This window comes from Pseudomonas sp. S2_A02, assembly GCF_054668495.1.
Genome location: NZ_CP162776.1, coordinates 1,397,434 through 1,417,385, shown reverse-complemented (window position 1 = coordinate 1,417,385; position 19,952 = coordinate 1,397,434). Strand labels below are relative to the sequence as shown.

The following is a 19,952-nucleotide window of genomic DNA, read 5'->3' as shown; positions in this document are numbered from 1 at the left end:
GCTTGAAGCACTGCAAACTCACGCGCTCTATGCGTACTGGCCATCAGCCGTCCGTCACGGATCGGCAAACCCAAACCTCGACATGGTTCACAGGAGATGGTGGAGGTGAAGTCTTAAAGTGCAGTTACCGGGTAACCAGTAACGACCAGTCTCACGATGTGCTGAGCTTGGCACGAGAGTGCATTAACCTCTGGGAGTCCTTTCGACAGACCAGCTCATGTGGTGCTGCCGATGACTCTTGATGATGTTGCCATCACGGGGTTGCACTTGGAGGGACGCGATTCAATTTGGGGGCCCGCCTAGGTGGGACACACGCTTTACTAAAAGGTGGTTCCTGAGACGGATTTTTTGATGTCGCCCGTTCGGGCCTAAGGCCCGGCTATCTAATTAGCTAAGCATCTCCTTAACGATGGACGCCACATTTCTAGCATCGTCTATCCCTCGGTGATAGGTACCCTGCCAAACCAATCCCAACGACTCTACCGTTTGCTTAAGTGATTTCGGTCGATTGTCATATAACCCTGCATGCCATTTCCTGGCGTTGAAATGGGGCAAAGCCTTCGAGTGAGGAAGGGCAAGCCGCAAACCCTGCGTCTCGCTCAAGCTGCCTTGCATCATAGTCACCCCATGACGCCCAAGCCGCATCCGAATAACGCGTGGCAAACGTTCGTAATTCTTCGCCAACCTCTCGATAGGTCAGAGCACCATCCACATCCACATCCACATCCACATCCGCTTGCTGAATGGATGTGAGCTGCTTGCAGAAGTCGGTGAGGATGGGATTGATCTGCGGTCGAACGAAACGCTGGAACTCATCGACGATCTCAAGCGTTTCAAGGTCGATCACCACCAGGCCAATCTCAATCGTTTCCATCTGATCAGGAACGACAGCGACCGGCCTCGGTGATTCCGACTCGCCAACCCTCATCACAGGTCGCCTCAAGGTCTACGCAATAGAGGTAGCGGTATGGCGCGAGAAGATTTTGGATTGTTTGGAGATGAAGGAGTTTTGCTTCAATGCTCATGGCAAGTATGGCCTCGCTTGGATCGGTTCAGGTTAGTCGCTCTCAGCTACTCCAATCAACGGCACCTTCGAGCTGTGTGGATTGGGGCTTGAGATCACCTTGCCGGTGGATTGAACAAGGGTCGAACGATTGGTAGTTACCCACCCCAGGCAGATGTCTTAGCCGGAGGGTTATAGCTCATAGACTCTACCGTTTGTTTTGGGCCTGTCGGTCGGGAGTCGTATGAACCTGCACGCCATGCCTGTGATTGAAATTTGCTAGACCTACGAGCACGGAAGCGCGCGCAGCAAATGCAGAGCACCGCTGTATCGCATCAAATTCGCGACTAGGCGTTAGGGTTCCGTTGTAACGCTCAGACGGGCCCTAAGGAGTCTGTTGAACACAGTTGGATGGAACGCATGCGACGGCGCTCCAGGCTGTCGAGAATGGTCGGTGAGTTGAAATATGTCGCCAATGCCATTTTCTCGAGTAGAGCACTGAAGACTTTTAGCTGTTGGTACTCAATAGAGTCGACCTCGATAAATCCGTGATCGTCGTGTCTCGACTCTAAGGTACACAGACGCGCTTCGATCCATTCGTCCATTTGGTGGACGGTAACGGTTGCTAGGTCAAAATTTCTTTCTTTTGTTGAATCTCGCAGCATGCGTCAGCTCCAGTGGCAAGTAATTGTGTTACTCGTAGTCTGCCTGTGGAGAAAGAATTGAATCCACTCCGTACACCATGAAGAGGTTGGTTGCGGCTGGTAGCTACATTGCTTGCAAGATAAGGAACGCAGGGAGTCGACTCGAAATTCACGTCTATATGTTTATTACGGATAGACCTGTCAGATCACTTTTCGAGCTTTAGGGGACGTTTAGCTTCTTTGTCTGTCTCTCTAGCGGCCGATTTTGGCGTTCTTTGAGCCAATACAGGTCTTTACTGAGCCTGCGCGGGCTTGTCTTGATACTCTATGGGCCCGTATTGGGCCAGACGTAACAATGATATACGCGCTACTTAAAGGGGGGCAAAAAAAGCGTTGTTCTAGAGCTATACAAGAAACAAGTTATGTCGGTGATATACCCGACGGTCAATTTCGTGTGAAATACTCTGATGCTCACCCCCCTTGTGGGGGTTGCGCTGGGTGTTGCTCCAAGAGTGATAATAAAACATAGAAAAATCTCGATAAGAAGAGAAGTACAGTATGAGTGACCAAGTTCTCACTACGAAGCCAATAAAGCCTGCTAAGAAAGACAAAAGTCTGCTGATCCGCATGAGCGTTGATGAGCGAGCTATTTTCGATGAGCGTCTCAAGGAATCGGGCTACAAAGCGGCTGGAGCTTTCGTAAGGGACTACGTCATCAATACCAAGCCCAAACGCAGATACGTGATTATTCCTCAGGCCCAGAAAGCCAGCGAGCATCTCGTTGAGCTTGCCCAGATGATCATGGACGACAAAGAAAAAGAAGTGCTAATTAAAAAGATTATGTACGTGGCGATGAATGTTTTTGGCGAGCTGGAAAAAGTTAGGCTTGGTGGTAAAGGCGAGGAGGGAGAAGGCTATGATTGGTAAGATCCTAAAATCTTCCACTGGCTCCTGCGCCAATCGCATCAAATATGTTTATGGAGGAAAAAAGCACGACCATGACATTGTCAATATCAAAACAATTGATACCAACTGCCTAGCTTTCTGCCCAGAGGTCGGGATACAGAAGGGGTGTGTGGAGAATCTAAGTTGTATGATCCTCGACATGGATATCGCTACAAAATTAAAGATAGGCGAGCAAGGAAAGCCAAAGAGAAATTTGAAGCCAATTTTTCATGCGGTTCTTTCGCTGGATGCTGGTGAGTCACTCACCCCCGCGCAGTGGAAGATAGCTGTACGACATTACCTGAAACTGATGGGTTTCAAGAACACCACCAAGTACACATCAGTCCTTCATGCTGATACAGGTAATGAACACGTTCATATCGTTGCAAATCGAATTAGTTACGAGTTGGGCTTTCCGATGGTTAGTGACAAAAATAGTTATGAAGGAAACATGCAAGGGGTTAGCGAGATCGAAGATATGTTCGGCCTCAGAAAGGCCCCTAGACCAGAAGAAAGCTGGAACATCACTGTCAGCAGTCGGGAAGTCGAAGGGGCTGCAAGGGCGCGCACAATGCCCTACAGATCCCGGCTTGCTGCAAAGGTTGGAGCTTGTATTGAGAGTACCAGAGAGCGTAACGGTGACATTATCAATTTTGTCCGTGCTTTAAAGAGGCAACGAGTCTACGTCCACCTACGATACGACACCGAAGGCCAACCGAAGGGAATTGCTTATGAATTTGAAGGGCGTGTGACTTCTGGCAAGGCTTTGAAAAAAGCTCGCTTTACATTTCAAAAACTGACCGCGCAAGAAGGCATCAGATATGAGCCGCGCATGCTTCCACAGTTACAAGCGGAGCTTTCAAAGCGAAATCCAACGAATAAAGGCAAGTCTAATCCCGCAGAGCAGCGCTACTGGGTCAACCGTGGTTGGATCTATCTGTACTTCGTCCCAGCCAACACTGCCAGTTCGCCTTTCCTCAAACTCAAAGTGAAAAAAACCGGGGCTCAGGTTAGACAGGAGATCGCTCACGAGGAGGCGATAGCGCTGATTGAGGCCATCTTGCAGATCCTAGCTGCGCTTTTCGGTGTTGCCGCGAGGTACACGGCAAAGCCTGGCAACCCCAGAGTCAAAGGTTATACAGAGTATGATCAGGATCAGGCGTTCCCACTTCTTGCCCCTGAGCAACCTAGGGTTATTCAGAAAGAACAGCCACTGGCTTGATGAGACACGCTGAACAGAAACGGTGCATAGAGCAGGCTCAACCGAGGTCAAGATGCATTCGACCTTTCGACCTTTCGACCTTTCGCTCAGTCAGTAATGCCTGTCGATAATGCCCGGAATTGGAGCTAGGCGCTGCCGGTCTGTCCAATCAGCTTCAGTCTAGTCGAATGGGAGGTGGTGGAGTGGTGTACTGCCGGTGTATGAGTGATTACACATCGATTACACACGATATGGTCTGTAGGCGGTGTATTTACTGGTTAAGCTGTCCAATCCATCATCGGGGCGACGGAGAAGCGGCGGGAGAGCGGGGCGGGTGTGGCGGTGATTGGGGGCATTGGCGTTTCTGGAATGGGTGAGGCTGGGAGGTGGGGAGTTTATCAGGATTGGGCTGGCGGAGCTCAGGTGAGTCTTGCTGAGGTAGTTGAGAGAATGAGCACAGGAACGGGAGGGATTGAGCGACTTGGCACGAGACCGGCTAACTGGGTGTCCCGATTTTTCTTTCCATTCCGCTTTCCCTGTATGGCCATTGGTAAATAGCCTTGGATCTTTGTGTAGTCGGCACAGGCGTCAAAGCGCAGGGACTTGCAACGAGGAGCCGTCAATATACGGACACCCCTGTAAGTTAATACGTGGAGTCCGCGTAATTACTTAGTGAGGTCAGTACTAAGTAGTGACCTCCAATTAATGCCATTGACGCTTGATTTCCTGCCACTGGTTGTCTGACAGCCACTTATCTGACGCCGGAAAGAAGATATTTTCCTCAGCGGCCATATGGTCGTAATATTTTTCGATGAAGTCATTGATAGTGTCAGCAATTACTCTCGTTTCCTGAGTTGTATCCTCCAACATCTTCAGCTGTCCAGCAATGCGCCCAAATGCCTGATGATCTCGCTCGATATCCTTGACCCGTTGGTGGATCGGCGCCTCAGTCTCTAGCAAGGCCAGCCGAATAAGTTCTTCATTTTCATGGTGGTGTCGCTCTGCATCACCATGCAAGGCTTCCAGCATCTTGAACAACAGCTTGCAGTCATCAGCCCCATCGGATTCATGCCTTATTTTCTTCAGCAACTCTTTGATCCGAGTAATTTTCATAGCCACTTCATGATGATAAGCCTGAAGTTCTTTCAATAAGACGTTCATGTAAAATCCTCATGCAAGCCATCACAGAAAAATATTTTTAACCAGCACCTCTCAAGAATACCTGCACTTTTAAATTTCAATATCTTGTCAAAAGCACTCGCCAGTACGATTTAACCTTTTTAGTATAGGCGAGCACAAAGCTCTCACCTCAGGAAATTTGTCGCCCTTGGAGAAAATTGAAATATCAAGTTTATGTTTATATGCATTATCTGATCTGCCGGATATCCGCCAGCGAAACGGAAGGAAAAGGCAGCGCCCAAAATCGACGCGATTCATACCTGGATGATCGCACGCAGACAACTCGTGCCTGAGGGGCCGGCTAGGGGGACATCCGAAGGCCTCCCGCACAGAGCCGCCATTGAGCGAACACAACGAGTGTGGGTCGCTTCAGAGAAAACAAGGATGCTGAACCAACGCTGTCGCTCAGCAATGTTTCATCAGCTTCGGCAGGCTCGCAGCATAGGATGACCACCTAAGATCGAGTCACCACTTCCACCCCACAGGAAACTGAAAAATGATCTCGAACCTCTTCAAAGTCGTGATGATCTCCAGTGCAGTGCTCCTGAGCGCCTGTTCGGGCATGAGCACCAGCACGTGTTTTTCAGAAGCCTGCCAACAGTTCGATGGCCATAGCCCCAACAAGTTAAACCTTGGCGGGAGCGCTATCGGCAACAGCTTCAATGAATACAGCTCAGGCTTGCTGCACGATTAAAGATGACGCAACGGCTGAAATGCTTCCGCCGTTGCGTGATCTGCCTGATGCATCGCGAGTTCTGATTTTGCGACTGCTGCGCAATCGAACACAGGCTTCGCCAACTGCTGCATGGAATGAATAGCAGCGGGCTATTTCGCCTCTGGTACCGCAATCCACTGCCCCAGAATTTTCTGGTAATTGCCCGTCACCTTGGCCAGGTGCAGCCACTGATCGACATACAACTTCCAACTAATGTCATCACGCGGCAACAGATAAGCCTTCTCCCCATACTGCATAAATTGCGTCGGGTTAACCGCGCACAAACCCGGTTTGAGTTTCTGTTGGTACAGCGCTTCCGACGCATCGGTAATCATCACGTCAGCCTTCTTATCCAGTAGCTCCTGGAAGATGGTCACGTTGTCGTGCAGCTGCAATTGCGCCTTGGGCAGGAAGGCATGAACGAAAGCCTCGTTGGTGCCGCCGGCCGGTTCGACCAGACGAACCGAAGGTTGGTTGATTTGTTCGATGGTCTGGTACTGCGTCTGATTTTCGCAGCGCACCAACGGGATTTTGCCGTCGACGTCCAGCGTGGTGCTGAAGAACGCTTTTTTCTGGCGTTCCAGCGTGACGGAGATGCCGCCGACGCCGATGTCGCATTTGCCCGCGAGCATGTCGGGCATCAGGGTTTTCCAGGTGGTCTGGACCCACTCAACTTTCACGCCCAGGCTGTCGGCCAGCGAGCGGGCCATGGCGATGTCGATCCCCGAGTATTCGCCGTCTTCACCTTTGAAGGTATAGGGTTTGTAGTCGCCGGTCGTACAAACCCGCAGTTGGCCTTGTTGCAGGACGGTATCGAGATGGGAAGGGCTTTGCTCTGCCTGAACGCCGCTGGCTAACGCGAGCAGGCCACAGAGCATCATTGTGCTTTTTATGGTTTTCATTGTTATCGGGCTTTTGTGATGGAGTGGGGTTCAAGCGAAAGCCAGTGTAGTGAAAGCACTTCTCGGCTGTCATCTACTGTCCCAATACCCCATGCACTCCAGCGCATGATACGTGTCAGGCAAGGCCCGACACGTATCCCTCTACATGAGTTGTTTATCCACAAGCCAAGGACTTCGAACTCTTAAGATGCGCTTCAATCGAGTTGCTAGCAGAGTGGACTCTTACTCCCTTGAGTTTATCGAGTGGTGGCTCTTTCCAAAGCTTTGATGCGTCGATGGGAAGGATGACCTGTATAACAGTTCCTTGGGGCGGATCAGCCACAAAGTCGAAGTCTTGAATGCCGTCAGGCGGGAACTGAATATAAACCCGTGGCTCCAATCTCGGGTTTGTCCATCCAGCAGAACTCACAAGGCCAATTGCCGATATGTGTAGCTGCGGTGGGTTTGATTTAAGTATTTTTAACTCGACATCCACTACCTTCATTACTTCAGCCATTTTCGATCTCCTTTTCGATAAGTGCGCCTCTTTTTCACCTTGGCGCTTGGGTGTTGAACCCTCTGGCTTGAAATCTGGTGTGGTTAGACGCTAGTAAAGGCCCCTCATCCTGTCCACTGGCGGCTATGGCCGGTCATCGGATGCTGTAGAGAGTGTTTCCCTGATTACATTCTCTACAGAGCGTCCATCTCCGGACTCAGCGTCCCCAACCAAGCCACCAGCCCGACAATCAACACCGCCGCTGCCAATTCCACCACCACGCTGCGCCGTAGTGCATTCGCCGCTTCCCGGTGTTGCCCGTCCCGCAACGACCGCTCCAGAAACGGTCCAAGGTGAAACCGGTTCAGCGCGGCAAGCACGAGCATCCCGGCAAACAGCACCACTTTGATGAACAGCAAAACCCCGTAAGTGCTGAGAAAAACTTCATCCAGTTTCGGCCCGACGATGAACAGATAATTCACAACCCCCGTCACCGTGATGAGCGCCACGATGACAGCGCCAATCACCTCAAATCGATTAACCGCGCGGGCCAGCAACCTGATACGCGCTTCGGTTTGCAGAGCGTTGATCTTCGCCATCAACGCAAACGCTACTAACGCCCCAAGCCAGGCTCCAGCCGCCAGCAAGTGCAGAATATCCACCACGAAATGCCAATCACGACGACTGCCTTCATCCATCGCGCCATGTCCGTTCCAGGCCAGGCTGGAGAGGGCGATACCGCCGGCAAAAGCCGCGGCCCACAAGCTGAAGCCAGGCGCGCGGAGCATCACCGCTAAACCAGCGACGACTAACGCAACGAGGCGAAGCACACAGGCCAACCCGACGTCCGTTTCAAACACCATTATCTCGATGTGCGGACGCAGTTCGGCGAAGTCCGATTCCCCGCTCATGGCACTCGCCATCATCAGCATGCTGGCAACGGACAACACCGCACCCAGCACTGCCGTCCCCGCCAACATCGACCGGAACGGCAATACTGCTCCCGACATCCGCTCCTGCCCTTTAAGGCTGTACAAGCCAAAAAGCGCCACCCCGAACAACAGCATCAAATCCACATACAACGCAAACCGCAGGGCAATGCTGACCGAGTCGCTCATCCATCACTTCACTTTGAACGTAACGTTGCCGGTGATCGGGTGAGTGTCCGAAGACACTGCACGCCATTCGACTTTGTAACTGCCGGTGGGCATCGGCGAGAGCGGGGTGATGACCATGGTTTTCGGGTCGCTGCCGCCGGAGACTTTGGCTTTCATTGGCATGGGCGAGTGGGCCATGCCGGGCATTTCGGTCATGACCAGTTTGGCGCCGGAGAATTGGGTCATAAGATTCTCGGAGAAGCGCAGTTCGATGGTGTTCGGTGCTGCGCCGTCCGCGCCTTCGGCCGGGGTGGAGGAGAGCAGTTTCGGATGGGCTTGAGCGAGTGCGCTCATGAGCAGCCCGGTGGAAAGTGCGATGGCGACAGCGGTGGTTTTGATGGTGCGCATGCAAGGCCTCTTACCGCTTTAAGCGGTTGTTTTTTAGGTTTTTGAGTTGAAGCGTTTAGAACCACAGCCGAACGCCGGCGACCAGGCGGGCTTCGCTGCGGTCCTCGCCTTCGTCCCTGGCGTAATCGGCGGTTTTGCCGTAGGTGCGGTTCCAGGTCACGCCGATGTAAGGCGCGAATTCCCGGCGGATTTCATAGCGCAATCGCAGGCCGGCTTCGGTGTTGGACAGCCCGGAGCCGATCCCCCGTAGCGGGTCGTTTTTGCCGTAGACGTTGAGCTCGGCGGTCGGCTGCAAAATCAGCCGGTTGGTGAGCAGAATGTCGTAGTCACCTTCCAGCCGTGCGGCGGTCTGGCCACCTTCGCCGATGAAGGCGGTGGCCTCGGTTTCGAAGTTGTACAGCGCCATGCCTTGCACGCCGAACGCGGCCCAGGTTTGCGGATCGCCGGGTTTGAAATCCTGGCGCACACCGGTCACCACGTCCCACCACGGGCTGATCGCGTGGCCCCAAAGGGCCTGGACTTCGGCGTCTTCGGTTTTGCCATTGACGCGTTCGCCTTCGGAGCGCAGCCACAGGCGATCAATGTCGCCGCCGATCCAGCCGGACAGGTCCCACGCCAACGCGCTGCCGTCGTCGGCGTCCTGCCACTCGAGTTTGTCGGCGAGGAAGTAATAGTTGAGCGCGGTGTCATGCACGGCGTGGCCAGCGGGGCTGACGTAGACGGCGGCGCGATCGGCGTCGGTCAATACCGGGATCGGGGTGCGGCTTTGGGTCGGCGCGGCGGGCTGCATCTGGCCGTCGTCCATGCTCTGCATTTGACTGTGGTCCATGCCCTGCATGTCGTCGGTGGCGGCCATGGCCGAAGAAGCCGTGAAGCCAGCGAGTGCCAAAGCGAGGCGGGTAGAGCGAATCTGTCTGGTCATGGGTAGGGCCTCATTCTTCCACGCGAACTTCACGGAACATGCCCATTTCCATGTGGTACAGGAGATGGCAGTGATAGGCCCAGCGGCCGAGCGCATCGGCGGTGACCCGATAGCTGCGCTTTGATCCCGGTGGCATGTCGATGGTGTGTTTGCGCACCATGAACTGGCCGTTCTCGTCTTCGAGGTCGCTCCACATTCCGTGCAAATGGATGGGGTGAGTCATCATCGTGTCGTTGACCAGCACCACCCGGATTCGCTCGCCGTACTTGAGTCGTAGCGGTTCGGCATCGGAGAATTTCACGCCGTTGAACGACCAGGCGAACTTCTCCATGTGACCGGTGAGGTGCAGCTCAATGGTGCGGCCGGGCTCGCGGCCGTCCGGGTCTTCGAAGGTGCTGCGCAGGTCTGAATAGGTCAGTACGCGGCGACCGTTGTCGCGCAGGCCCAGGCCCGGGTCGTCGAGTTTCGGCGAGGTGCTCATGGCTTGCATGTCCACCAGCGGATTGTCTTTTTCCGTATCCGGATGGGATTGCATACCGGCCATGCCGCCCATGGCCATGCTGCTGTGATCCATCCCGGCCATGCTGTCCATGCCCTGCATCTCACCGCCGTCCATGCCGGTCATGCCTTGCGTGGCACTGTGATCCATCCCCGCCATGTCGCCGCCCATGCTGCCGTGATCCATCCCGCCCATGCCCATGTCGTCCATGGTCACCAGCGGTCGCGGATCCAGCGGTGGCACCGGTGCCGACAACCCGGCCTTCGCCGCGAGGGTGCCTCGCGCATAACCCGTTCGATCCATCGACTGCGCGAACAGCGTGTAGGCGTCCTGGGTCGGCTCGACGATCACATCGAACGTCTCCGCCACTGCGATGCGGAATTCGTCGACGCTTACCGGTTTGACGTGTTGGCCATCCGCCGCGACCACGGTCATTTTCAGGCCAGGGATGCGCACGTCGAAGTAGGTCATCGACGAGCCGTTGATGAAACGCAGTCGCAGCTTTTCGCCGGGGCGGAATACGCCAGTCCAATTCGTGTTCGGCGCCTGTCCGTTCATCAAGTAGGTGTAAGTGGCGCCGCTGACGTCGGCCAGATCGGTGGGGTTCATTTTCATCTCGGCCCACATCTTGCGATCGGCAACCGTCGAGCCCCAGCCTTTCTCGCTGACGTCTTGGATGAAGTCGCCCACAGTGCGCTTGTGGTAGTTGTAGTAATCCGATTGTTTCTTGAGTTTGCTCATCAGGCCGACCGCATCTTCGTCGGTCCAGTCGGTCAGCATTACTACGTAATCGCGGTCGTACTGGAAAGGCTCCGGTTCCCTGGCGTCGATCACCAATGGCCCGTAAACCCCGGACTGTTCCTGAAAACCGGAATGGCTGTGATACCAGTAAGTGCCGTTCTGCCGGACCTTGAACTGGTAAACGTACATCCCGTCCGGTTCGATGCCATGAAAGCTCAGGCCTGGCACGCCGTCCATGTTGGCGGGCAGCAAAATGCCGTGCCAGTGAATGGAGGTGGTGTCCTTGAGTTTGTTCTTCACCCGCAGCGTGACGGTGTCGCCTTCACGCCAACGCAGCAGGGGGCCAGGAATGCCGCCGTTGATGGTCATGGCGGTTCGAGGGTTGCCGGTGATATTGAGCGGGGTTTCGCCGATGAACAGGTCGAAGTCGGTACCGGCCAGCACGTTCGGTTCGCCGGGGCTGGTGATCGCCCAGACCGGCGTGCGCCATAGCCCGAGGCCAGCGAGGGCTCCGCCCGCGGCGAGACCCTTCACGAAAGTGCGTCTTGAGGTGTTGGAATGCATGCCGTTTCGTTCCCGTCCGTCAGCCTGATGAAGCCCTCAAGTCCATCCTGAGCGGAGGGAAGAGCACTTAATGAGGTGGAGGCTAACGGGCGGCGCCTTTCAGCAGACTGAGGCCAAGATTACATTTCTGACAGTTTCACGCTGTGTTCAATGATTTCCAGTCGGCCTGGCCGAGTCCGCCACGGTGGCATTACCGCAATTGATGTACGAAGAAGACTTCAACCAGCGCTGATCCGGATAGTAAGAAAACAACAACTGGCCATCCTTCATCGAGTCGATCAGTTGATGTGCAATCGCAGGCCTTACAGCCGGGCAGCCCAAGCTTCTACCGATGCGGCCATTCGCCCGTGCCAGGTCGGGACTGACATAAGGCGCACCATGGATGACGATCGCCCGATCGAGAGCGTTGTCGTTGAAACCCGGCTCCAGACCTTCCATGCGCAACGAATAACCGTTGTGCCCGACATAGCTGGATTGGGTGCGATACAAGCCGAGGCTGGTGGCGTAACTGGCATTCTGGTTGGAGAATTGGCGGGCCATGTTTTCGCCGCTGTTGCGACCGTGGGCGACCAGTTCATGGAACAACAATTTGCGTTGTTTAAGGTCGAACACCCAAAGACGTTGCGCGGTCGAGGGCAGGGAATAATCGATGACTGCTAGTCTTTGAACCGGGGCCGCACTTTTGCCCCGGCTGCATTGGGAAGCGCGTACGGCCAAGGCAATCACCTTGGCGTTGGCATTGGGGGCCGCTTTGATCAGCGCGGCTTCAAGCGAATCGGCGTAGGCTGCCGGTAATGTAAAAGCGGTCAGCAACAGGGCCGTCATTAAAAAGCCGAAGCGGTCTAGGGCCATATGCAAGTCTCATCTGATAATTTCGAGTCTAGCAGCGCGCACGACGCTAGCCGGTTGAAAACGGGAGATTAAGGATTATCCATGGGGCAGTTAACAAGGTTATTCGTCATAAGCCGCATATTTTTTATGGGCTTTCTGATAAGCGGCATGGCAATCGCGGAAACTTCGCCGATTGAGCCGCCATCTCCCGTTAGCGTGGTCGCGGATGCCGCGCCTGGTGATTATGTCGGTCAGGCGATTCAGGCGGCATTGACGCCATTGAGTTCGGCGTTTCCTCCGTTGCTCACGTCGCCGGGCCATCAACGGGTCGACGTCAATCGAGCGGTGATGGACTTTTATAGCCATCGTGGCTATCGCGCGGCCTGGACGGACGATGACGATGTCGTCCAGTTATTGAAAAGCCTGAGCGACACCGAGGTCGATGGCCTGGACCCTGAGGATTTTCATATTGCCGAACTGGTCACGGCCAGAAACTCGATGCAGGCAACGGCGCCAACCCCCGGGCAACAGGCGGCTTTTGATATCTCGGCGACCCAGACGTTTATCACGGCGCTACTGCAGTTGCGGCGCGGTAAGGTCGACCCTTCGCGGCTGGACATCCATTGGAATTTCGACCCGGTCGGCATCGATCCTCGGGAGGACGTCAATCTTTTCTTCGCCGCTCTCGACAGCCATGAGGTCGCGCGTGCGTTCGCCCAGGCGCCACCACAAGAAGCGATTTATGGCACGTTGCGACAGGGCCTGGCGCAACTGCGCAGGGTTCGCGACAGTGGTGGCTGGCCAAAGATTCCAGGAGGGCAGACCCTCAGGCCCGGCATGGACGACGCCTCGGTTGCGCAATTGCGAGCCCGTTTAGTGGCGGGTGGTTATCTAACCGCGAAAACGAACGCGCGCTCCGACTACGACGACACCGTCATGGCGGCGGTGAAGAAGTATCAGGCAGAGCAATACCTCGGGGCGGATGGAGTGGCGGGGCCGGCGACACTCGCGGCGCTGAATGTGCCGGTCGAGGCGCGAATCGATCAGGTCCGCGTGAACATGGAGCGGGCGCGCTGGCTGCTGTACAAACTTCAGGGCACCTTTGTCATCGTCGACATCGCCGGGTACAAGGTTTCGTTCTATCGTGATGGCAAGCTGATATGGCGCTCCCGGGTGCAGGTGGGTAAACCGTATCGCAGCACGCCGATTTTTCAATCCGAGATCACCTACGTCACGTTCAACCCGACCTGGACCGTGCCGCCGACCATTCTGGTCAAGGACATGCTGCCGAAGATTCGCAACAATCCCGGTTACCTTAATGCAAGCCGGATTCGCGTGATCGATCGAGAAGGCAACGTGCTCGACCCGTCGACCGTCGATTGGGACAATCCGCGCGGCCTTACGCTGCGCCAGGATGCCGGGGCGGATAACTCGTTGGGACAGGTAGTCATTCGCTTTCCCAATGACTATTCGATTTATCTGCACGACACACCGCATCGCGAGTTGTTTGCGCAATCCAATCGCGCGACCAGTTCCGGCTGTATTCGGGTAGAAAATCCGCTGCAATTGGTGGAGTTGTTGTTCAACGACCCGGTTCGCTGGAACAGCGAAGGGATTCAAAAGCAGCTGGCTAACGGCAAGACAGAGAACATCAGGCTCCCTGTGAAAGTGCCGGTGCTGTTGGCCTACTGGACGGTGGACCTGAGTCTTGATGGGCGAGTGACGTTCAAGCCCGATGTGTATGGGTACGATAGCCCGGTGTTACGGGCGCTGAATCTGCCTTCGGAACGGCCAACGCTGGACGGGAGGCGAGCGGCGCCTCCCTCGATGGCGGTGGGGCAGAACAAGCTGTAAAGCTTAAAGCCCCAGCCCTTCTTGCACCGCCAGGAGCAGGTTGTGTTCCGTCAGTGCGATCGCATCCGGTTGTTGCCCGGACTGTTCGATCGCCTGAAGCCACCAATGCGTCGCGCCGTGTTCGTCCACGGTCCGCAACAGGGCGAGTTCCTTGCCTGTCGAGTGAATCTCGATCCGCCCGGCACCGTCGGCGGTGAAGCGAGCGACAGGGTCGAAGGTGATGCTGTGGTGGTTGCCTTCGATCAGCAGTTGGTCGATGGCGTAATCGTAACTCGCCTCGTCCGGAGCCCTCTCGAACACGTGAGTGGAATTGCGACGCAGCTTCAAGCCCACTTCGATCAGTGGCTGCAGCCAGGCTTCGATCTGGTGATACAGCTCGTAGACCTGGGCGGGCCAGCTATCGATGGCCTGATCGGCGATAGTCGCGTCGGCACTGGTTTGCCGGGATTGTTTCAGCTTCTCGGCGAGCTCGTCTGCTTTACTCATTTCGATTTCCTGTCGTGATGTCAGTTAATCGTAGCTCTTTCAAGGTCATGCGGTTTTGCCTTGCGTCATGGGATTAGTGCCGGGCGGGAGATATCCGGGCTAATGCCAATCAGTCAGGACTTGAACACCGCAGCTCCCACAGTTTGTGTACCATTGATCCTCCGCCCCCTGCGTTTATTCCTCCCAACCCCGTAGACTAAGCTCACAAAAAACAAGGGCTTTGGGCCTCTGCCCATGCCTTGCCCTTTCAGGACTCACTTTTGCCTATCCCCATTCCCGATCCGCACCACGCGCCCGAGGGTGCCTTGAAGCGGCTGCCCCTGCTCAAAGCTGCGGTACTGTTCACTGCTGCCGTGTGTTTCTGCCTCTGTGGTCTGCTTTACCTGCAACTGGAGCAGTCGCGTCGGCACGACCTGGCGTTGGCCGAGGTGTCTTCGTCGAACCTGACCCGGGCCATGGCGCAGCAGGCCGAAGACACCTTCATGAAAGCCGATCTGGTGCTGACCAGTCTGGTGGACTGGATTCAGGCTGAGGGTTTCGACGCTGCGCAGACACCACGCTTGCAGAAAACCTTCGCGCGGCGGGTGCAGGCGCTGCATCAATTGCACGGGATATTTCTGTTCGACAAGCGCGGGCAATGGGTCGTGACGTCGTTCGAAAATCTACCCCGTGGCCCTGGTGTGGCGGACCGCGAATATTTCAGGTTTCACCAGCAGAACATATCGTCCCAGGCACACATCGGCCCGGCGATTCGCAGTCGGGAAAATGGCGAGTGGATCATTCCAGTGTCCAGGCGGGTGAACGACCAGAGCGGTAATTTCCAGGGCGTATTGTTGGTCGGAATCAAGATGTCGTACTTCGATCAGTTCTTCAAAAGCTTCAGCATCGATGACAAAGGTGCAATGTTCTTGGCGTTGACCGACGGAACGCTGCTGGCGCGACGGCCGTTTGTGGAATCGCAGATCGGCACGTCCCTGGCCCAGGGGGCGATTTTTCAAAAGCACTTGCCCGGCGCGACTTCCGGCAACGCCATGATTGATTCGGTGGTGGATAGCATCGTCCGGTTGTATGGCTACCGTCAGCTCGATGCCTATCCGCTGGTGGTCGCGGCGGCATCCTCCAAAGACGCGATCCTCAAGGACTGGTACAACACGGCGATCCAATCCAGTGTGATCGTCGCTCTGGTCGTCCTCGGCGTGGGCTTGTTCGGTTGGGTGTTCGTTCATCAGGTGCGCGCGGGCGAGCGCATTGAGGCGGATTTGCGCGAGGCGCAGAAAACCCTGGAATTGATCGCCACCCACGACAGCCTGACCGGGTTGGCCAACCGTCGATTGTTCGAGCGGGCGCTGGAGATCGAGTTCGGGCGCGGTGCCCGGCGGTCGAGTCCGCTGAGCCTGATCATGCTCGATATCGATTTTTTCAAACGCTATAACGACACCTACGGCCATGTGGCCGGAGACCATTGCCTGGCTGAGATATCGCGGGCGCTAAAGAGTTGCTGCCATCGCCAGGCCGACTTGGCGGTGCGCTACGGCGGCGAAGAGTTCGCGGTGTTGCTGCCGGATACCGACATTCATGGTGCGCTGACGATCGCAGAGCAAATCCGTCGCAGTGTCATCGACAAAAACATCATCCATAGCGGTTCGCCCACAGGCTATGTGACGATCAGCCTCGGCTGTTATTCATTTGTACCGACGGGGTACGACAGCACCGAGGTGTTGATCAAACGTGCAGATGCGGCGCTGTATCAGGCCAAAAACTCGGGGCGAAATCGCTCGGCGGTGTTGTCCATGGAAGGGGGCGTCGAGGCGCTGATGCGCTCGGATCGATGAGGTTTTCGGTCATTGATTGGCAATGGCGATGTTATCGGTTCTTCAAGTGTGGCAATGACTTACGTTATTCAGGGGCGGTGACCGAGCATGGCTGCTATGGTCAGTGGAGAGCCTGGCTGTCATGACGACAGACCAGACCCCGCCGGTCTCACCCGATAAGGCGATCGATTGACAGGATCAAGTGCATGGATTTGACTGCCGTTACCACCGCTGCACCAGCGCGTCATACACCGATTACCCGCAACCTGATGCTCGTCATCGGCCTGCTATTTATGGTTGGGGTGCTGATCGCGCTGATGGCTCTGTTCAGCATTGCCGCACGGCTCGATGCCGAAGACCTGAGTAAAACCACGTTCTACACGCAACGCGCACTTGAGAATCGCATCACTGCCTCGAAAAACTACATCGCCAGCTACGCCAACTGGACGACCGCCTACGACCGCCTGAACGACAAGGTCGATGTGCAGTGGGCCTACGTCGATCAGAATGTGGGTAAAACCCTGTTCACCATCGATCACTATGACGCGGTTTTCGTGATCGATGGTCAGCGAACCAAATACGCCACGGTGCGCGGGCTACTGGTTCAGGATCAGGCGACAACCTCCCTGTCGACCTCGATGGCGACGCTTATAGACGAGGTTCAAAATCAGGAAAGCCTCATTGAGGCCGTCAGCCGTTACACCTTGTTCGAAGGCAAGCCGGCGCTGTTGACGGCAGCCGCGATCGTACCCAATGACGAACGCCCGGCGGTCGATCCCAAGAGCACCTCGGTGTTGATATATGTCGACCAGTTGAGCCCTGAGAAGCTCAAAACCCTGGGTGCCGATTACGGGTTGAATGATTTGAGCCTGACGGCCGACGACGCCATTGTCCGCGGTCAGCCAGCCGTCGCCCTGACCGGCACGGGTTACAGTTTGGTCTCCCGGCTTGAGCGGCCGGGGCATGAGTTGCTCTGGTCGCTGCTGCCGCCACTGGGCGGAGCGCTGTTGATTCTGGCGTTGTTGACGGCTTACTTCTTTCGATATGTTCTGCGCACGTCCGGGCATGTGGATGCCAGTTACACCAGCCTCGACTTGTCGAATCAGGCGCTGGAGGCCAGCGAAGAGCGTTTTCGTGCGGTGGCCGAAGCCGCGTCCGACTGGATCTGGGAAATCGACGATCAGCACTGCATCACCTATCTGTCAGGGCGCTTCAGCACCGTTACCGGATTCTCCGATCAGCAATGGCTGGGGCAGAACATCGGCCAATTGCTCAACTGCGATACCACGCCCTTGTCGCTGTGGCTGAACAAACTCGATGAGGAGCAAGCCGTCAGTCACTTGCGCTGCTCTTACCGCGATCAGTCGGGGCAACAACGGGTGTGCCGGGTGTCGGCGCGACCGATCCAGAGCAAGGGCGCGGTGCTGGGTTTTCGCGGGACGGCCACCGACATCACCGATGAAGTCGCCGCCCATGCGCAGATCCAGCATCTGTCGATGCACGACGCACTGACTGGCTTGCCGAACCGCAACAAACTGGCTCGCTACCTCGAAGACGCGCTGGCACTGAAAGAGCAATCGGCGGCGCTGACGTTGTTGATGATCGACCTGGATAACTTCAAGCCGATCAACGATTCCCTCGGTCATCCGGCCGGCGATGCGGTATTGCTGGAAGTGGCGATCCGTTTGCACGAATGCACGCGGGACATCGATCTGGTTGCACGATTGGGTGGCGACGAGTTCGTGCTGGTGCTCCACAGCATGGACAGCCACGCGGAAATCGACCGGTTTTGCGAGCGCTTGCTCGACAGCTTGCATCAACCGATCCATTACGATCACCACACGCTGCACATCGGTGCGAGCATCGGTATCGCCTTGAGTCGGCGCCAGGGGCATCTTCCGGAGGAGCTGATTCGCTGTGCCGATATCGCGTTGTATCAGGCCAAGTCCAATGGCAAGAAGACCTGGTGCTACTTTGCGGCGCACATGAACGATCAGATCCAGCACCGCCGACAACTGGAAAGCGACCTGCGTCAGGCGATCAAGAACAACGAATTCGTGATGCATTACCAGCCGCGTTATCACGTCGATGGCAAGCAGATCGTCTCGGTCGAAGCACTGCTGCGCTGGCAGCATCCGGTGCAAGGCTTGTTAAACCCCGACGCGTTTATTCCATTGGCCGAGCAGACCGATCTGATCGTGCCATTAGGGCGCTGGGTGTTGCGCGAGGCGTGCGAGACGGCCCTGACCTGGCCGGGTGCGATGATGGTGTCGGTCAACTTGTCGCCGGTGCAGTTTGCCCGTAGCGATGTGATCGAGGATGTCCGGGAGGCATTGATCCAGAGCCGATTGCCCGCCAGTCGACTGGAACTGGAGATCACTGAAAACGTGATGCTCATCGACGTCGATGGCGCCTTGGCGACCATGAATGCGCTCAAGGAGTTGGGCGTACGACTGAACATGGACGACTTCGGCACCGGTTATTCTTCGCTGGGTTACCTGCGCACGTATCCGTTCGACGGGATCAAGATCGACAAGCGCTTCATTGCGTCCATGAGCAGCGGCAGCAATGACCGCGCCGTGGTGCAGGCGATCATCAATCTGGGCAAGGCCATGGGCCTGACCGTCACCGCAGAGGGCGTCGAGACGCTGGAGCAACTGGACTTCCTGATCTCGGACCAGTGCCATGAAGTGCAGGGTTTCTACCTCAGTCGGCCGGTGGACAAGTATGCTCTGCTGCCGTTGCTCAAGGCATCAAGGGATGATTTTCCGCCGCAGGGCACGCACCTTTAGTCGCTTGTTTCGTGCGCCACGGCAACTGCCGTGACGCACCTCGGTCACAACTGGATATCGCCCATTCCGTTGCGAGCGTCGGATCATGAAGAACCTGAAAATCGCCACCTTCAACGTCAATGGCATGCGCGCCCGCTTGCCGAATCTACTGGATTGGCTTGCGCGGGAGCAGCCAGACATCGCCTGTTTGCAGGAACTCAAATCGGTCGATGGCGCGTTCCCCGTCGCCGAACTGGAGGCGGTCGGGTATGGCGCCGTCTGGCACGGCCAGGTGTCGTGGAACGGGGTGGCGATTCTGGCGCGTGATGCGCAGCCGCTGGAGAGTCGGCGCGGTTTGCCGGGTGATGACAGCGATACCCATAGCCGCTACGTGGAAGCTGCCGTGCACGGGGTTCTGGTGGGTTGTCTGTACCTGCCCAATGGCAATCCGCAGCCGGGACCGAAGTTCGATTACAAACTGGCGTGGTTCGAGCGGCTGATCTCGCACGCCAAGGACCTGCAAAGCAGCGACCATCCGGTAGTGCTGGCCGGCGACTACAACGTGGTGCCCACTGATCTGGACATCTACAACCCGCGCTCCTGGCTCAAGGACGCGCTGCTGCAACCCGAGAGTCGCGCCTGTTATCAGCGGTTGCTGGACCAGGGCTGGACCGATGCCCTGCGTCATCTGTATCCAGAGGAGCGGATCTACACCTTCTGGGATTATTTCCGGCAGCACTGGCAGAAAAACTCGGGGTTGCGCATCGATCATCTGCTGCTCAACCCGGCACTGAGTCCTTACCTGCAAGAGGCCGGCGTCGACGCCTGGGTTCGCAACGAACCTCATGCCAGCGATCATGCGCCGACATGGATTCGATTGGGTTCGCGCAAGCGTCGATAACCT

Annotated in this window: 18 protein-coding genes; 7 read left to right on the top strand and 11 right to left on the bottom strand. The window is 56.1% G+C overall.

The genetic code is table 11. The features are described 5' to 3' along the window. Positions 1-511 precede the first annotated feature (511 nt). Together AB4O41_RS06380 and AB4O41_RS06375 are read right to left on the bottom strand one after the other, a co-directional pair. Positions 512-928, bottom strand: coding sequence for an exonuclease domain-containing protein (locus tag AB4O41_RS06380; protein WP_460146729.1), 417 nt, complete (start codon positions 926-928; stop codon positions 512-514). 449 nt (positions 929-1,377) lie between these two features. Next, the gene (locus tag AB4O41_RS06375; protein ID WP_460146728.1) at positions 1,378-1,668 is read right to left on the bottom strand and encodes a hypothetical protein; all 291 of its coding nucleotides are present in this window, start codon (positions 1,666-1,668) and stop codon (positions 1,378-1,380) included. 537 nt (positions 1,669-2,205) lie between these two features. Between AB4O41_RS06375 and AB4O41_RS06370 the strand changes: the two genes are divergently transcribed. Next, positions 2,206-2,574: a hypothetical protein gene (locus AB4O41_RS06370; RefSeq protein WP_460146727.1), complete on the top strand. Its 369-nt coding sequence runs from the start codon at positions 2,206-2,208 to the stop codon at positions 2,572-2,574. Next, positions 2,564-3,814 (top strand): relaxase/mobilization nuclease domain-containing protein, encoded by a 1,251-nt coding sequence (locus tag AB4O41_RS06365; RefSeq protein ID WP_460146726.1) that lies wholly within the window; start codon positions 2,564-2,566, stop codon positions 3,812-3,814. The genes AB4O41_RS06370 and AB4O41_RS06365 overlap by 11 nt, the downstream gene beginning before the upstream one ends. A 681-nt stretch (positions 3,815-4,495) precedes the next feature. On the opposite strand, the gene AB4O41_RS06360 is transcribed toward AB4O41_RS06365, so the two are convergent. Continuing rightward, positions 4,496-4,954, bottom strand: a complete 459-nt coding sequence (locus tag AB4O41_RS06360; protein WP_460146725.1) for a hemerythrin domain-containing protein — start codon at positions 4,952-4,954, stop codon at positions 4,496-4,498. Positions 4,955-5,468: 514 nt separating this feature from the next. On the opposite strand from AB4O41_RS06360, the gene AB4O41_RS06355 reads away from it, so the two are divergent. After that, entirely contained in the window at positions 5,469-5,666 is a 198-nt protein-coding gene (locus tag AB4O41_RS06355) for a hypothetical protein (protein WP_460146724.1), read from the top strand. Positions 5,667-5,797: 131 nt separating this feature from the next. On the opposite strand, the gene AB4O41_RS06350 is transcribed toward AB4O41_RS06355, so the two are convergent. From AB4O41_RS06350 to AB4O41_RS06320, 7 genes are all read right to left on the bottom strand, one after another. Then, on the bottom strand, positions 5,798-6,589 hold the full coding sequence (locus tag AB4O41_RS06350) for a transporter substrate-binding domain-containing protein (protein WP_460146723.1): 792 nt from the start codon (positions 6,587-6,589) through the stop codon (positions 5,798-5,800). A gap of 154 nt (positions 6,590-6,743) precedes the next feature. Beyond that, positions 6,744-7,085, bottom strand: coding sequence for a hypothetical protein (locus tag AB4O41_RS06345; RefSeq protein WP_460146722.1), 342 nt, complete (start codon positions 7,083-7,085; stop codon positions 6,744-6,746). Between the two features lie 173 nt (positions 7,086-7,258). Beyond that, complete coding sequence (copD, locus tag AB4O41_RS06340) at positions 7,259-8,182, bottom strand: copper homeostasis membrane protein CopD (protein WP_460146721.1); 924 nt, start codon at positions 8,180-8,182, stop codon at positions 7,259-7,261. Positions 8,183-8,185: 3 nt separating this feature from the next. Next, entirely contained in the window at positions 8,186-8,569 is a 384-nt protein-coding gene (gene copC, locus AB4O41_RS06335; RefSeq protein WP_460146720.1) for a copper homeostasis periplasmic binding protein CopC, read from the bottom strand. Positions 8,570-8,624: 55 nt separating this feature from the next. Then, on the bottom strand, positions 8,625-9,491 hold the full coding sequence (locus tag AB4O41_RS06330; RefSeq protein WP_460146719.1) for a copper resistance protein B: 867 nt from the start codon (positions 9,489-9,491) through the stop codon (positions 8,625-8,627). A 10-nt stretch (positions 9,492-9,501) separates the two neighbouring features. Then, positions 9,502-11,295: a copper resistance system multicopper oxidase gene (locus tag AB4O41_RS06325; RefSeq protein ID WP_460146718.1), complete on the bottom strand. Its 1,794-nt coding sequence runs from the start codon at positions 11,293-11,295 to the stop codon at positions 9,502-9,504. A gap of 147 nt (positions 11,296-11,442) precedes the next feature. After that, positions 11,443-12,147 (bottom strand): murein L,D-transpeptidase catalytic domain family protein, encoded by a 705-nt coding sequence (locus AB4O41_RS06320; RefSeq protein ID WP_460146717.1) that lies wholly within the window; start codon positions 12,145-12,147, stop codon positions 11,443-11,445. 81 nt (positions 12,148-12,228) lie between these two features. Between AB4O41_RS06320 and AB4O41_RS06315 the strand changes: the two genes are divergently transcribed. Further along, the gene (locus tag AB4O41_RS06315) at positions 12,229-13,980 is read left to right on the top strand and encodes a L,D-transpeptidase family protein (protein WP_460146716.1); all 1,752 of its coding nucleotides are present in this window, start codon (positions 12,229-12,231) and stop codon (positions 13,978-13,980) included. 3 nt (positions 13,981-13,983) lie between these two features. Here AB4O41_RS06315 and AB4O41_RS06310 read toward each other — a convergent pair whose 3' ends face one another. Next, a complete protein-coding gene (locus AB4O41_RS06310; protein ID WP_367372152.1) occupies positions 13,984-14,466 on the bottom strand; it encodes a hypothetical protein in 483 nt (160 codons plus the stop codon). Between the two features lie 260 nt (positions 14,467-14,726). On the opposite strand from AB4O41_RS06310, the gene AB4O41_RS06305 reads away from it, so the two are divergent. The 3 genes from AB4O41_RS06305 (at position 14,727) to xth (ending at position 19,949) form a co-directional block, all read left to right on the top strand. Next, on the top strand, positions 14,727-16,298 hold the full coding sequence (locus AB4O41_RS06305; protein WP_460146715.1) for a diguanylate cyclase: 1,572 nt from the start codon (positions 14,727-14,729) through the stop codon (positions 16,296-16,298). Positions 16,299-16,483: 185 nt separating this feature from the next. Further along, positions 16,484-19,069 (top strand): bifunctional diguanylate cyclase/phosphodiesterase, encoded by a 2,586-nt coding sequence (locus AB4O41_RS06300; RefSeq protein ID WP_460146714.1) that lies wholly within the window; start codon positions 16,484-16,486, stop codon positions 19,067-19,069. An 85-nt stretch (positions 19,070-19,154) separates the two neighbouring features. Continuing rightward, positions 19,155-19,949: an exodeoxyribonuclease III gene (gene xth, locus AB4O41_RS06295; protein WP_460146713.1), complete on the top strand. Its 795-nt coding sequence runs from the start codon at positions 19,155-19,157 to the stop codon at positions 19,947-19,949. The last annotated feature ends 3 nt before the right edge of the window (positions 19,950-19,952 follow it).

Bases quoted from the DNA above. Each gene is read 5' to 3' on its own strand.
- AB4O41_RS06380 (WP_460146729.1), bottom strand. From the start codon at position 928: ATGAGGGTTGGCGAGTCGGAATCACCGAGGCCGGTCGCTGTCGTTCCT.
- AB4O41_RS06360 (WP_460146725.1), bottom strand. From the start codon at position 4,954: ATGAACGTCTTATTGAAAGAACTTCAGGCTTATCATCATGAAGTGGCT.
- AB4O41_RS06350 (WP_460146723.1), bottom strand. From the start codon at position 6,589: ATGAAAACCATAAAAAGCACAATGATGCTCTGTGGCCTGCTCGCGTTA.
- AB4O41_RS06365 (WP_460146726.1), top strand. From the start codon at position 2,564: ATGATTGGTAAGATCCTAAAATCTTCCACTGGCTCCTGCGCCAATCGC.
- AB4O41_RS06320 (WP_460146717.1), bottom strand. From the start codon at position 12,147: ATGGCCCTAGACCGCTTCGGCTTTTTAATGACGGCCCTGTTGCTGACC.
- copD (WP_460146721.1), bottom strand. From the start codon at position 8,182: ATGAGCGACTCGGTCAGCATTGCCCTGCGGTTTGCGTTGTATGTGGAT.
- AB4O41_RS06345 (WP_460146722.1), bottom strand. From the start codon at position 7,085: ATGGCTGAAGTAATGAAGGTAGTGGATGTCGAGTTAAAAATACTTAAA.
- xth (WP_460146713.1), top strand. From the start codon at position 19,155: ATGAAGAACCTGAAAATCGCCACCTTCAACGTCAATGGCATGCGCGCC.
- AB4O41_RS06375 (WP_460146728.1), bottom strand. From the start codon at position 1,668: ATGCTGCGAGATTCAACAAAAGAAAGAAATTTTGACCTAGCAACCGTT.
- AB4O41_RS06330 (WP_460146719.1), bottom strand. From the start codon at position 9,491: ATGACCAGACAGATTCGCTCTACCCGCCTCGCTTTGGCACTCGCTGGC.
- AB4O41_RS06325 (WP_460146718.1), bottom strand. From the start codon at position 11,295: ATGCATTCCAACACCTCAAGACGCACTTTCGTGAAGGGTCTCGCCGCG.
- copC (WP_460146720.1), bottom strand. From the start codon at position 8,569: ATGCGCACCATCAAAACCACCGCTGTCGCCATCGCACTTTCCACCGGG.
- AB4O41_RS06300 (WP_460146714.1), top strand. From the start codon at position 16,484: ATGGATTTGACTGCCGTTACCACCGCTGCACCAGCGCGTCATACACCG.
- AB4O41_RS06355 (WP_460146724.1), top strand. From the start codon at position 5,469: ATGATCTCGAACCTCTTCAAAGTCGTGATGATCTCCAGTGCAGTGCTC.
- AB4O41_RS06370 (WP_460146727.1), top strand. From the start codon at position 2,206: ATGAGTGACCAAGTTCTCACTACGAAGCCAATAAAGCCTGCTAAGAAA.
- AB4O41_RS06310 (WP_367372152.1), bottom strand. From the start codon at position 14,466: ATGAGTAAAGCAGACGAGCTCGCCGAGAAGCTGAAACAATCCCGGCAA.
- AB4O41_RS06315 (WP_460146716.1), top strand. From the start codon at position 12,229: ATGGGGCAGTTAACAAGGTTATTCGTCATAAGCCGCATATTTTTTATG.